This is a genomic window from Streptomyces caelestis, from assembly GCF_001279005.1.
In the GTDB taxonomy this organism is placed as follows: domain Bacteria; phylum Actinomycetota; class Actinomycetes; order Streptomycetales; family Streptomycetaceae; genus Streptomyces; species Streptomyces heliomycini.
The window spans coordinates 19274-32871 of record NZ_LGCN01000154.1 but is presented as its reverse complement, the minus strand read 5'-3'; the positions used below and the strand labels follow the sequence as shown (position 1 = coordinate 32871).

Sequence of the window (13598 nt, the reverse complement as noted above, 5' to 3'; positions counted from 1 at the left end):
GACCTGTCAACAGTGTGGCGTGCACGCGCCCCGGTCCGGGGCGCGTGCGCACTACAGCCTCTCGGCCGGGAGCGACGCGTAGCGTTCGACGAGGCCGGTCACCGTGGGGTGGTCGGCGGGGAACACGAGGTCGTCCACCCGGGTGACGGGGACGACCCCGACGGCGGCGTTGGTCGCGAACACGGCTTCGCACGCGGCGAGTTCGGGCAACGCGACGCGGGCGGTCGTTCCGGCCCCGGCGCGGCGCAGGAGCTCACGGGCGGTGCCCGCGAGGGCCGGGCCGGCGGGCCAGACCACCCGGCCCTCACGGACGACGCCGACGTTCCAGGTGCTGCCCTCCAGCACCGTCGAGTCGCCGTCCGTGAACAGGACGTCGTCGAAACCGGCCCTCCGCGCCTCACGCCGCAGCCGCAGTACGCCGAACAGGCCGACGCCCTTCACCTCCGGCAGGTCCCGGAGGTGAACGGCGGTCCGTACCCGCAGCGGCTCCGCCCCGGTGGCGGGCGCGGGCCTGGCCGTCACCAGAACCTGCGGCTCCGCGTCCTGGGCGATGTTGCCGAGGTGGAGGGCCGGATCGAAGACCGTGATCCGTACGGTGCACCGGCCTGCCGCCGGCACCGCCCGGCGCGCCCAGGCCCTCACCCGCCCGAGGTCGAGCGGCGCGTCGAAGAGGACACGGCAGTCCCGGGCCAGACGGTCGAGGTGCAGTTCCGGTCCGCGGACCCGGCCGTCCTCGACCGTCATGGTGGTGAAGTGGCCGTAGTTGGTCAGGGCCAGTGTCCTCAGCGCCTCCGGGGCGACGGGCGAGCCGTTCAGTTCGGTCACGGAGCCCGCCGCGCCACCCGTCGGGGAGAGGGGATTCACCGGTCGCCGCGGCACAGTGCGCGCCGGCCCGCGGACACCGGACTCATTTGACGAAGTCCTCGACGACCTTCGGCGGCCAGGTGCCGACCTTGAGCACGCCCATGGAGTAGGCCCGGGAGACCAGGGCGGCCCGGTTCGGCACCTTGAGCTTCCGGAGCAGACCGGAGACGTGGTACTCGACTCCCTGGCGGCTGAGGTAGAGGCGGGCGGCGAGCGGCACGGTGGAGACGCCGGCGGCTATGCCTTCGAGGATACGGGCGTCCACCTCGCTGAGAAGCTTCTTCCGGGGCACCACGACCCCGGAGTCCGCGCTCTCGCCGTCCGCCGCGGGCAGCATCACCAGGATCGCGGCGACGTCCGGGATGTGGCCGCCGCGCACCGCCATCGCGGTCAGCGGAAGCGTGTGCGCGGTGTCCTGGCCCAGGGTGATGATCTCGGTGGCGAACCGGTGCCGCTTGCCCTCCAGCATGCGCGAGAACTGCTGCATCAGGGGCTGCCGGACGCTGGGGTGCACCAGGTCGCAGAAGGACCGGCCGCAGAGGTCCTCCGCGGGGCTGCCGAACCGGCGGTCGAACTCCTGATTGACCTGCTGGATGGTCAGGGTGGGGTCCAGGCAGGCCACGGAGGTGTGGGCTCCGTAGACGCCGGCGGCCGCGGCGTCCAGCGCCCCGGTCCCGTCGAGAGTGTGCGGACGATCCATGACGAGGTCGTGGGGAGAGAGCGTCAAGGAACTCAGGCCCTTCTGCTTGGTGCGGCGAGGGAACCAAGAACACGGACGTCTTTCGGAGAGGGCACGGAAGTGCCCGATCCCGCTGAAACGCCGTGCCGGTGACTGAATGATGCGGAGATTACGGAGACGGGTATCCGCGGGTCAATGCGAACCGGGGCCCGCTCACCAATACTGTGGTCGGCCCTTCGGTAGGTACGGTCCCGTACCGAAGGGGTTCGGTGACCCGGGGGTTCGGTGCGCCCACGGCGACCGCAAGCGGACAGACCGCTCACATCTCATTGAAATCCCTGGTAAGAGCGCCAGGGAGGGGTGCTCGACACGCCGGGGCGACGGTACCGGCCCGCCCGGGGCGGCCGGGCCCGCCCCGGGCGGACGGAGACCCCGCCACACCGCGGACCCGGCACACGGAAACGCCCGGGCACGGTGGTTCAATTCCGCACACCGTTTCCGGGCGCGCGGGAAGGACTCATTCCCTCGGGTCGGACACCGTTTATGCGCCGGAAATCAGGGCGATCAGTTCTCGTCGGCCGGCGATGCCGAGTTTCCGATAGGAATGGGTGAGGTGCTTCTCCACCGCCCGGGAGCTGACTCCCATGGTCTCGGCGATCTCCTGGTTCGTCAGGCCCCTGCACGCGAAGGCGGCCACCCGGCGTTCGGTGCGGGTGAGGACGGCCTCCGGAACGGGGACGGCGGAGAGCGACGACCCGCCGCCGACGGCGGCGGCGCGTTCCACCAGCCACGGCGCACCGCACGCGGTGGCCAGCGTGGTGGCCTCACGGGCCAGCGCCTCCGACTCCGTTCCCCCGCCCAGGCGTTCGGCGAGTGCGAGCAGGGCGCGGGCGAGTTCCAGCTGATGGGCGGAGCCGCGCAGCACGGTGACCGCCTGACGCAGCAGAGCCGTTCCCCGGCCGCCCTCCTCCAGCCGGCCCAGCAGGCGCAGCGCCCGGCCCAGACCCACCGGCGCCCCCCACCGTTCGGCCCGGGCGTGCTCCTCCTCCGCGAGGGAACGCGCCGCACGAAGGTCTCCGAGGCGGCGATGGACACCGATGGCCCAAGGACGCCAGGGGAACAGCACCGGGTTCTGCCAGCCGGCGGCGTCCAGGCGGCGGCCGCAGGACTGGAGGGAGTCCAGCGCTCCGGTGAGGTCGCCGGCCGTCACGTCGCCGGCGGCCTGCAACAGGTGCAGCATCGCGGTGACGGTCAGTCCCTCGTCACGGATGTGTTCGGCACGCCGGACCACGCGTCGGACCAGTGAGGGGTCCCGGGTCTCCAACGCCACCATGGCGTGCGCGAGGGTGGCGACCGTGCCGAGACTGCGCCGGTCGGCCTCGGTCATGCGCAGGGCGGTCTCGGACTGTTCGCGGGCCTGGTCGAGCCGGCCCCGGCCGATGTGGATCAGGGCCCGTTCGATGTGCACCAGCGCGTCGGTCGGGGCGGTGTGCTGTTCCCGGGCCCGGTACTCGACGGCGAGCCAGGAGTCGAGCGCCTCCACGGAGTCGGCGGCGACCATGGTGATGACCACCAGGGGAAGGGTGGACTGGACGCGGGCGGAGGTCGCCGGTTCCCGGTCCAGAACGCGTTCCGCCAGGCCGACCACATCCGCGGCCGGCAGGCCGGCGCCGAAGGTGGCGGCGAGGAGCAGGGCGATCGTCAGCTCCCGATCGCCGCTGGTGTCCAACGGCGGTTCGGAACCGAGGCGGCGCAAGTGCTCGGCGGCATCGGCGAGTTCGTAGGGGTCCTCGTAGGCGCAGTGGCGCAGCCTGGCCTCCAGGCGCAGGGCGAGGTCGCGATCGGTTCCGGTGAGTGCGGCGGCCGGCCCGAGTCCCTCCGCGGCCTGGCGCAGCAGGTCGACCACACCGGACGGAGCGGGGCCGAGGGGGATGGGCGCGATGCGCAGCACCGCCGTGGCACGGTCCCGCGCCTCGGGCAGCAGGCTGATCGCCTGAGCGATGTGCCGTTCACAGGCCGACGGGTCGAAGAAACGCTCGGCGGTGCCGAGTTCGACGAGCAGACGGGCCCGGTCGATGCCCTGCGCGGCGCTGTCGAGAAGGGCGCGTTGCAGGTAGCGGACCGCGGCGTCGGGGGCGCCCCGGCGCAGGGCGGTGTCGGCGGCGGACCGCAGGACGTCCACGGTCCAGGGCTGGTGACGAGTGACGACGGCCATGAGCTGCGCGGCGACCTGCTCGGCGGGGCGGCCGGAGGTGTAGAGCAGCGCGGCCGCCTCGTCGTGGAGTTGCTCGCGCTGGACCATGGTCAGGGTCGACTCGACGGCGTCCCGTACGACCCGGTGGACGAAGCGCGGCTCCCCGTCCGCGGCGACGAGCCCGAGGGCCGCCAGGGTGCGCAGCGCCGCCGGGTAGCCCACGGAGTCGAGGCGCGCCAGACAGGCAACGTTGTCAGGGTCGACGTGGTCACCGAGCACCGCGATGGCGGCCGCGAGGTCACGGACCGGCTGGGCCTGGGTGCGCAGGATGCCGGCGAGGCGCTTGCGCAGCTGCGAGGGACGCAGCGACCGTGCCCGGTCGGCGTGTTCGGCGAGCGGCCGCAGGCCGGCGTGCTCCATGCCGAGCAGGATGGACATCAGGAACAGGGGGTTGCCGACGGCCGTCTCGTGACAGGCGTGGACGAAGGCGTCGTCGCCGGGCTCACCGAAGTGGTCGCGCACCAGCTCGCGGGTGGCGTCGAGGCTGAGCGACGCGGGCCGGAGGGTCTGGGTGGCGGCCTCCCTGACTTCCCGCACCAGGGTGTGGTGGGTGCGGGGGTCCCCGTCGCGCAGGGCGCACACGACGACGGCCCGCAGGCCGTGCAGCCGTTTGGCGAGGTAGGTGAGCCAGCGCAGGGACGGCACGTCGGACCACTGGAGGTCGTCGACGAGGACGAGGAGCCTGCCGTCGGCGCTGACGTTGGCCAGGAGGGACAGCAGGCCGTGCAGGACCGCCTCGGTGGCCGCGGCGGCCTGGTCCGCTCCGGGTGAGGCGCTGTCGTCGGCGAAGACGTGGCGGGCGAAGGAGGCGTGGGCGTCCATCCAGCGGGCGCGGGTGTCCTCGGACGACTCGGACAGCAGGTTCTCGAAGAGCTGCCTCACGACTCCGAAGGCGAAGTCCTGTTCCATGGGCGCCGCGTTGGCCCGCAGCACCCGGATGTCGTCGTGGCCGTCGGCAAGCGCGGGCAGGGACCGCAGCAGGGCCGATCTCCCGATGCCGAGCGGGCCGGTGACCAGGATCAGGGAGGATCTGCCCCGGCCGGCGGCGGCCAGCGCCGCGTCGACCAGGGACGTTTCGGTGGTGCGCTCCAGCAACATGCGGTCAGTCGTCCTCCGTGCCTTGGACCAGGATGCGCAGGTCGTCGCGTCCCCGGATGCGAAGCTTGCGGTAGACACCGCTGAGGCGCAGCTCCACGGTGCGGGTGGTCACCGACAGCGCGGCGGCTATCTCCCGGTTGGCGAAACCCCGGGCGGCGAGCGCGGCGGCGGACCGCTCGCCCGGTGAGAGGGTCCGCCACGCGGGCGTCGGTGCGTCGGCGAGGTCCTGCGGGGGCGCGGGGACGCGGGGACGCGGTACCGCGCCCTCGTGCGGTCCGGCGTTCCCGGTGTCGACCCTGCCGGTCGCCGGGGCGGCGACGGCCGTCGCCCGGCCGGGCTCGCCGCTCTCGGCGGAGGCCAGCGTCATGATCGCGCGCGTGTAGGCGGCCCGGGAGGGAGCCCGGCCGAGGCTGTCGACGGCCGATCGGAGCCGCTGAAGGCGTCCCTCACCACCCAGCGCGGCGAGGCAGAGCTGGGCCGCGCCGATCGCACCGGGCGTGCCCCAGCGCTCGGCGAGTTCGAGTTCCTCCCGCGCCAGCCTCAGGGCCTGTGCGGCGTCGCCGAGGGCGTGGGCCGCCTCGGCGGCCTGGGAGCGCCAGGGAAGGAGCGCCGGATTGGTCCAGCCGTACTGCAGGAGCCAGCGCCCGCAGGCCCGGAAGAGCGACCGGGCCCGGTGGGGGTCGTCGTCGGCCTGGGCCAGCAGGCCACGGGCGAACAGCAGTCGTGCACCGCTCACGGACTCGTCGGCGGGAGGCGGCACGGGCCGCCCGGCGGCGGCACGCGCCCGGTCCGGCCGGCCGTTGGCGAGGTCGGTGAGGATGCCGAGCGCCGTCCAGTAGGGGTAGGACAGCGGATGCCTGCTGTCCGGGGGCAGTTCGCGGTCGGCGGCGGCCAGGTCGCGGGCGGCGGAGTCGGGACGGCCGTGCCGCAGGTGGAGTTCGGCGCGGAGGGCGAGCACCCGGGCGACGGTCACGGAGCAGCGTTCGCGGTGGGCCTCGGCCAGCAGGGCGCACAGGTGTGTCTCGGCCTCCTCCCCGTCCTCGGTGAGCAGGAGCGTGCGGCAGGCCAGCAACCTGGGCACGGTGAGCGGGGGCCGGCCGGAGGGATCGGGGGCCAGGGCCGCACGGGCCTGTCCGCGGGCCTCCTCGCGATCGGCGCCCCGCGCGGCGTCCTCCCACGCCCGCACGCCGTTCACGGCCGGGTTCCGCGACGCACGGGACAGGTCCGATGCGGGCGGGAAGGCGATCCCGGCGGACTCCCGGCGCAACGGCTGCGCCACCCGGAGCAGGGCGGTGAGTTCCTCGTGCCGGGCGGTGGCCGCCTCCGCCGACCCCGGGTCGGACGGCGCCCCCCGGCCCCCGTCCGGGCGACCGTCGACGAGGAACTCGGCGAGGGCGCGCCAGGCGGTGTCGGTGTCACCGCCGAGGAGACACAGGTCGCCGGCCCGTGCCCGGAAGGCCGCGGCCACCTCTCCGGGTTCGCGGATGATGCCACCCATGCGGCGCCCGGCGGCGACGGGTGCGATCACCAGCTCCACTCGGGCCAGTCGGAGCAGGACACGGATGCGGGTCTCCTCGGACAGCGGCTCGGCCAGGGCCCGGGAGAGATAGGCGGCGGCACGGTCGCGGCGGCCACCGCGGAGCGCGGCGGCGGCGGCCCGGCACAGTGTGTCCACCGCCCACGGGGCGCCGGCCGGGCGGGCCGGCAGCAGCAGATCGCCGACTCCCTGGTCGTCCGCGGCAGCCCGGTGGGCCAGTTCGGCGGCGCGTGCGTACAGGTCGGCACGCTCGGCGGTGGGCATCTCCTCGACGATGCGGGCGCGCGCCACCGGACCGCGCACCCGGAACCGGCCGTCGCGCACGGCGACCAGACCGCTGTCCAGCAGGGCGGCGCGGAGCCGGGTCTCGGGCATGGCGCCCGGCCCGGCCAAGGCCAGGACCAGCGGGAAGTCGAGGAGGTCGTCGCAGACCGCGAGGGCGCGCAGGACGTCGAGGACGACGGGGTCCCGCACCCCGTCGAGCGCCGCGGCGGCGTGCTCGCCGGTCACCTGGGCCGCGATGGCGCGGACGTGCTCCACGTGGTCGGTGTCCGGCGGGTGCCCCGCTCGGGCGAAGCGGCGCAGGGTGTCGCGCACGACGGCGGGGTTGCCCCCGGTCGCGTCGGCGACGGCGGTGATGAAGGAGCGGTCGCCGAGGGTGCCGCAGGCGGCCCGTACGGCGTCGGCCGTCCCCGCGTGGGTGAGGCCGGGCAGCGCGAGTTCGACCGTGGTGGCCGAGCCGGTGAGCGGACTTCCCCCGCACCAGTCGAGGCCGATGTCCGCCGTGCGGATGCTGCTGGTGAGCACGGCCAGCGGCGCGCGGGGCAACCGGCGTATCAGGGCCTCCAGCCAGCGCAGCGAGTCGGGGTCGAGCTGGTGGATGTCCTCCACCACCAGGAGGACGGGCCGGTCACGCGCCACGGTGAGCAGACGGGCGAGCCCCGGGAACCGGCCGGGCCCGCCCTGGTTGAGGAGGAGATGCGGCAGATGGCCGGCGAACTCCTCGTGCCCTGACAGCAGTTGGCCGACCACGCCGTAGCGCAGGTCCCGTTCCGCGGGTGTCGCGCGAGCCGTGAGGACGCGCAGTCCCCGCTCGGTGGCGTGCCGGGCCGCCCACTGCAACAACTCACCCTGCCCCGCGCCGGGTTCACCCGTCACCGTGACCACGGCCGAACGGCCCGACCGCAGCTCTCCGATCACGGCGGACAGCACGGCCTGCTCGCGGTCACGTTCCAGGAGAGGGAGATCGGCGAGCGCCGGTCCGTCGCCGCGGGAACGCCCGCGCCCTCCCTCGCCCGCCTGGTCCGGGACGTTCATCGGATCGCCTTGTGCCCGCATGGCCTCACCGGGTCGCATCGGATCCGGTGCGCCCCTCGCGGAGACCGGAAGGGGGCGGGATGTCCTCGTGCAGGGCGCCCGCCAGTTCGGCACGGCGGGTGATCCCGAGTTTGCGGTAGACGCTCGTGAGGTGGAGCTCCACCGTGCGCACCGTCACGAACAGGGACTCCGCGGCCTCCCGGTTGGTCACTCCCGAGGCGACCAGCGTGGCCACCGCGCGTTCCGTGCCGGTCAGCATGTCCAGCGGTGACACCGTGACCTCGCGCATCCTGCCGCCGGCCCCGACCAGTTCCTCGCGGGCCCGCCGGGCGAGCGCCACGCAGCCGCAGCGGCGGGCGAGCCCGACCGCGTCCCGCAGGTGTTCGCGGGCCTCGCCCGACGCGCCGTCGGCCAGCAGGGCCCGGCCCAGCAGCAGCAGCGAGCGGGCGTGGTCGGCACGGGCCGGTGAGGCCGCCAGCCGGCGCACCCCCTCCCGGAGCCCGGCGATTCCTTCCGGGCCGGGCGTGGCGACGCCGCGGGCCAGGGCGGCGTAGCCCAGGGCACGCGGAGTTCCCCAGCGTTCGGCGGGTCCGGCGCCGTGGTCGGCCGCCGCCCGGGCCTCGTCGAAGCGGCCCGACTCCGCCAGCAGACAGGCGGCGTCCAGCCACCAGGGGGCCAGGACCGGATTGACGAGTCCCGCCCCGGCCAGGGAGTCCCCGCAGGTGCGCAGCAATTCGAGGGCGCTCTCCGGGTCGCCGCACGCGTACCGTGCCCGCGCCCGTGCCATGAGGTACCAGTGGTACTCCCACGCGAAGGCCTCGATGCGCGGGCGCTTGATGGTGCGGAGCACCTCCTCGGCCCGGTCGGGCTCACCGTGTTCGGTGAGGGCGAGCGCGCAGGCGATCTGCGGCAGGACGGCGCCCTCGCCCCAGCTCCCCTCTCCGAGCAGGTCGAGGGCGCTCTGGGCGTCCGCCAGGGCCTGGGGGACGTCGCCCTGGTCGAAGTGGACGAAGGCGCGGGTGGAGAGTGCGAGGACGTACGTCCACACCGCCGCGGTCCGCCGGCTGTCGCGCAGCACCGTCTCCAGCGCGTCGAGTGCCTCGCCGGTCTCGTCGGCGAGGGAGAGCACGAGGGAGGCGGGCAGCAGCGACCACGCGCCGAGTGCCGCTCCCGGGAAGCGCAGGGCACGTCGGGCCTGGCGGACCGACTCGGCGGCGGAACGGCTGTCCGTCGCGGTGAGCACGGTGAGCATGGCGAGCTGCTGGCGCTGGGCGGGCGTGTCCCCGGGCGGCGGAGGCAGCAGGGCGGCCCGCTCGCGCACCGCGGGCAGGGTGCTCTTCTCGTCGGCGCCGACGATCAGCAGGGCGGCTTCGGCCATGGTGAGGAGTTCGCGGTCGGCGGGTTCGGGATCGGTGCCGAGTTCGGCGTGGAGGGCGTCCAGGGCCTCGGTCAGTACGCGGGTGCCTTCGGGTGACCGCTGGACGCGCAGACAGGTCAGGGCGAGCCGGACCGCGACCGTCGCGCGGGTGCGGACGTCGCCGGTGAGGGCCAGTGCCTCGTGCAGCAGGGTCAGGGAGCGGGCCGGGTCCGTCTCGGAGAGGACTCCGGCGAGCCGTATCCGGATCTCGGGTGTGTCGGGCCCGGTCTCCATGACGCGCTCCAGGTAGCGCGCGGCGGCCTCCGGAGCCCCTCGCTGCTCCGCCTGCGCGGCGGCGTCCAGGAGGACGGCGGTCATCCACGGCTGGTCGGCTCGCGGGAGGAGCAGCAGCTGGCCCGCTATCTGCTCGGGGGACCGTCCGACGTCGCTGAGCAGTTGGGCGGCACGGGTACGCAGATCGGCGAGGGCCGCGGAACCGACCGTGGAGAGCACCGCGGCACGCACCATGTCGTGCACCAGTTCGGTCCGGTCGGGCTGGACGAGGGCGAAGCGGCGCAGGACGTCCACGGCCTCCTCGGCCTGCACGGCGGACACCCCTGCGAGGGCGGCGAGGTGTTCGGGCCGCTCCGGACCGAGCACGGCCAGGGCCCGGGCCACCTCGCGCACTCCGGCCGGCTGGCCGTCCAGTGCCTCGCGCACGGAAGCGGCGACGGCCCGCCCGCCGAGTTCGGTGACCCGCCGGGCGCCCGTGTCGTCGGGACCCACCCCGGCGGTACGCAGCTTGTGCAGGATCCGCTGGAGTTCCAGGGGACTGCCGCCGGTCACGGTGGTGAGGGCGCCGACGAAGGACGGCCGCGGCGGAGTCCCGGGGAAGGTCCGGCGGACGAGTGTCTCCACGTCGCGGGCCGACAGTGCCGGCACGTGCAGCGCCAGGGACCGGTGGTGGGCCACCAGGTCGGTCAGAGCCGGGCCGGCCGTGCGCTCGGACGCGGTGCGCTGGGCGAGCACGACGAGCAGCGGCATTCCGTCGGCGCGGCGCAGGAGGAAGTCGAGCCAGCGCAGGGACCGTTCGTCGCACCAGTGGACGTCGTCGAGGGCCAGCACCAGAGGGCGGTCCGCCATGAGTCCGGCGGCGAGCCAGTACAGGCCGTTCAGCGCGGGATAGGTGGCGCCGGACGCGGTGTCCCCGTCGACGCGGTCGGGGGCGAGGGCGGGCAGGGCGTGGCGGGCGTTCCCTTCGAGCAGCGACGGGGCACGGCCGCGGCGGGCGGTGAGGTTGAGCGGTCCGAACAGGGCGCGCACACCGCTGTATCCGCTGCCGGAGTCGATCGCCCTGCAGGCCCCGTACAGCACGGTCATGCCGTCGCAGGGCCCGCCGCCGTCGAGGGCGGCCCGCAGCAGTGAGGTCTTGCCGACTCCCGCCGGCCCGTCGAGGACGATCAGCTGGGGCTGCCCGGCACGGGCGGCGGCGGCTCCGGCGGCGAGCGTCCCCAGGTGGGCCTCACGGCCGACCAGGGGATGGGACGGGCCGGCGGCCCGTTCCCGCTTCGTCACGTGGTCTCCCTTGCGTCGTGCTGAGGCCGGGACAACGCTCCGATGGGCAGCCCTCCGTCGTCGGCACATACGGAACGCTCGGTGCACCCACCGTACAGGGAACACCGGTTGCCTCGACGCAGGCTCGCCCCGTGCCTCGCGTCCGGTGTCCCGTCCGGCCGCGCGGGGCAAGTCTAAGGATTTCCTGGGTACGGCCGTGAGATCAAGGTGGGGTGCGGTCGGCGCCGCCCGACTCGGGCCCCGGCCGACGGGCCGCACACGGACCACCCCGTCCTGCCTGTCCGTCTGCCGGTCGTGCCCGCGCGGCCGCCCGGCGGCTTCGGCAGTCACCTCGTGAAAGGGCCCTCATGGACTCCGCCGCCCGGCCGATCCTCTTCGTCGGTCTCCCCGAGAGCGGACTGCTCAACCCGTTGCTGGTGCTGGCCGGGGAACTGGCCCGGCGCGGTGTGCCCGACCTGTGGTTCGCCACCGACGAGCACCGGCGGGACGACGTGGCGGCGCTGGCCGCCGACTCCGCGGTGTCGTTCGCCTCACTGGGTGAGGTGGTGTCCGAGCTGTCGGCGGTGACCTGGGACGACGCCGTGTACCGGGAGGTCACGCAGTCCTCGCGGTTCAAGGCGCACCGCGCCGTGGTCCGGCAGTCGTACAAGCCGGCGCTCCAGGCGCGCAAGTACCGCGCCCTGGAGAAGGTGGTCGAGGAGGTGAGGCCGGCGCTGATGGTGATCGACTGCGTGAGCGGCTTCGGCGTCGACCTGGCGCTCACCCACCGCATTCCGTACGTGCTGTCGGTGCCGTTCGTCCCGAGCAACGTGCTGACCTCGCACAACCCGTTCGGCGCGTCCTACACCCCGAAGAACTTCCCGGTCCCCAACTCCGGTCTGCCGCTGGAGATGACCCCCCGGCAGAAGCTGGCGAACACACTGTTCAGGTGGCGGACGCTCTTCATGTTCCTGCACCCGTCGATGGGCAAGGCGCTCAAGGAGGACGCCGCGATCCGCAAGGAGCTCGGCATCGCCCCGCCCAACGCCCTGACCCGGGTGGACGCGGCCGAGATGGTGCTGTGCTCCTCCATCCCGGAGCTGGACTACCCCTTCGACGTCCCGGAGAAGCTCCGCCTGGTGGGCGCCCTGCTGCCGCCGCTGCCGGAGTGCCCGGACGACGAGGATCTCAGCGGCTGGCTGGACCGGCAGTCCTCGGTGGTCTACATGGGCTTCGGCACCATCACCCGGCTGACTCGCGAGGAGGTCGCGGCGCTGGTGGAGGTGGCCCGCCGGATGTCGGACCGCCACCAGTTCCTGTGGAAGCTTCCGAAGGAGCAGCAGCACCTGCTGCCGCCGGCCGGCTCACTGCCCGGCAATCTGCGGGTGGAGAGCTGGGTGCCGTCCCAACTGGACGTGCTGGCCCACCCGAAGGTGTCGGTGTTCTTCTCGCACGGCGGCGGCAACGCCTACCACGAGGGCGTCTACTTCGGTAAGCCGCAGGTGGTGCGGCCGCTGTGGGTGGACTGCTTCGACCAGGCGGTGCGCGGCCGTGACTTCGGCATCAGCCTGACCCTGGACCGGCCGGGGACCGTCGACCCGGACGACGTCGTCGACAAGCTCACCCGGGTCGTCGAGGACCCGTCCTTCCGCGAGCGGGCGGAGCGGCTGGGCGCGCTCCAGCGGGCGGCCGGCGGGCGCAAGGCGGCGGCCGACCTGATCCTGGGCCTGCTGCCGAAACCATGACGCCGGACCACCCGCCGGCCGCCCCCTCCTTCCAGCCATCGCACGCACCATCGCAGCGAGGACGCATGTCTTTCACCCACCCCGTCTCCCGGCCCGCCCTCGACGGGCGCGAACTGGAGTACGTCACCGACGCCGTCACCGGCGGCTGGATCTCCTCACAGGGCCCCTACGTGCGGCGCTTCGAGGAGGCCTTCGCCGAGTGGAACGGCGTGGCGCACGGCGTCGCCTGTTCCTCCGGCACGGCCGCGCTGACCCTGGCGCTGCGCGCGCTGGGCATCGGTCCCGGCGACGAGGTGATCGTGCCGGAGTTCACCATGGTGGCCTCCGCCTGGGCGGTGACGTACACGGGGGCGACACCCGTCTTCGTGGACTGCGGCGACGACCTGAACATCGACGTCTCCCTGATCGAGGAGAAGATCACCCCGCGCACCAAGGCGCTGATGCCGGTGCACGTCTACGGGCGCCGCTGCGACATGGACGCGGTGATGGACATCGCGCACCAGTACAACCTGCGGGTGGTCGAGGACTCGGCGGAGGCGCACGGGGTGCGGCCGGTCGGGGACATCGCGTGCTTCTCGCTCTTCGCCAACAAGATCATCACAGCGGGCGAGGGCGGGATCTGCCTCACCGACGATCCACGGCTGGCCGGGCAGCTCGCGCACCTGCGGGCCATGGCGTTCACCCGCGACCACAGCTTCCTGCACAAGAAGCTGGCCTACAACTTCCGCATGACGGCCATGCAGGCGGCCGTGGCGCTGGCCCAGGTGGAGCGGCTGGACGAGATCCTGGCCGCCCGCCGCGAGATCGAGGCCCGCTACGACGCGGGCCTCGAGGACATTCCCGGGATCACGCTGATGCCGCCGCGGGACGTGCTGTGGATGTACGACCTGCGCGCCGAGCGCCGCGAGGAGCTCCGGGCCCACCTGGCGGACCGCGGCATCGAGACCCGGCTGTTCTTCAAGCCCATGAGCCGGCAGCCCGGCTACCTCGACCCGGTGTGGCCGTCCCTGAACGCGCACCGCTTCGGCGAGGACGGCCTGTACCTGCCCACCCACACGGGGCTGACCGCCGCCGAGCAGGAGTACATCACCGGCGCCGTCCGGGAGTTCTACTCCGCGGGCTGAACCGCCGGGACCCGACCGCGGCTTCGCGCGGCGCCCCTGGACACCTCAGGAAGAGGAAGAAGGAACGGA

7 protein-coding genes are annotated in these 13598 nt (G+C 73.9%); 2 read left to right on the top strand and 5 right to left on the bottom strand.

From position 1 onward, the window contains the following. Positions 1 to 51 precede the first annotated feature (51 nt). From ADK41_RS14380 to ADK41_RS14360, 5 genes are all read right to left on the bottom strand, one after another. A complete protein-coding gene (locus tag ADK41_RS14380; RefSeq protein ID WP_030826461.1) occupies positions 52 to 825 on the bottom strand; it encodes an aminotransferase class IV in 774 nt (257 codons plus the stop codon). Positions 826 to 907: 82 nt separating this feature from the next. After that, positions 908 to 1564, bottom strand: coding sequence for a PAS and helix-turn-helix domain-containing protein (locus tag ADK41_RS14375; protein WP_037804237.1), 657 nt, complete (start codon positions 1562 to 1564; stop codon positions 908 to 910). Positions 1565 to 2084: 520 nt separating this feature from the next. Next, on the bottom strand, positions 2085 to 4895 hold the full coding sequence (locus ADK41_RS14370) for a helix-turn-helix transcriptional regulator (RefSeq protein ID WP_030826454.1): 2811 nt from the start codon (positions 4893 to 4895) through the stop codon (positions 2085 to 2087). Positions 4896 to 4899: 4 nt separating this feature from the next. After that, positions 4900 to 7749, bottom strand: coding sequence for an AAA family ATPase (locus ADK41_RS14365; protein ID WP_051843158.1), 2850 nt, complete (start codon positions 7747 to 7749; stop codon positions 4900 to 4902). A 25-nt stretch (positions 7750 to 7774) separates the two neighbouring features. Continuing rightward, positions 7775 to 10681 (bottom strand): ATP-binding protein, encoded by a 2907-nt coding sequence (locus ADK41_RS14360; RefSeq protein ID WP_030826448.1) that lies wholly within the window; start codon positions 10679 to 10681, stop codon positions 7775 to 7777. Between the two features lie 347 nt (positions 10682 to 11028). On the opposite strand from ADK41_RS14360, the gene ADK41_RS14355 reads away from it, so the two are divergent. Further along, positions 11029 to 12405 carry a glycosyltransferase gene (locus tag ADK41_RS14355; protein WP_030826444.1) on the top strand — a complete coding sequence of 459 codons (1377 nt, stop codon included), beginning with the start codon at positions 11029 to 11031 and terminating at the stop codon, positions 12403 to 12405. A 65-nt stretch (positions 12406 to 12470) separates the two neighbouring features. Beyond that, positions 12471 to 13529: a DegT/DnrJ/EryC1/StrS family aminotransferase gene (locus tag ADK41_RS14350; protein WP_030826441.1), complete on the top strand. Its 1059-nt coding sequence runs from the start codon at positions 12471 to 12473 to the stop codon at positions 13527 to 13529. The last annotated feature ends 69 nt before the right edge of the window (positions 13530 to 13598 follow it).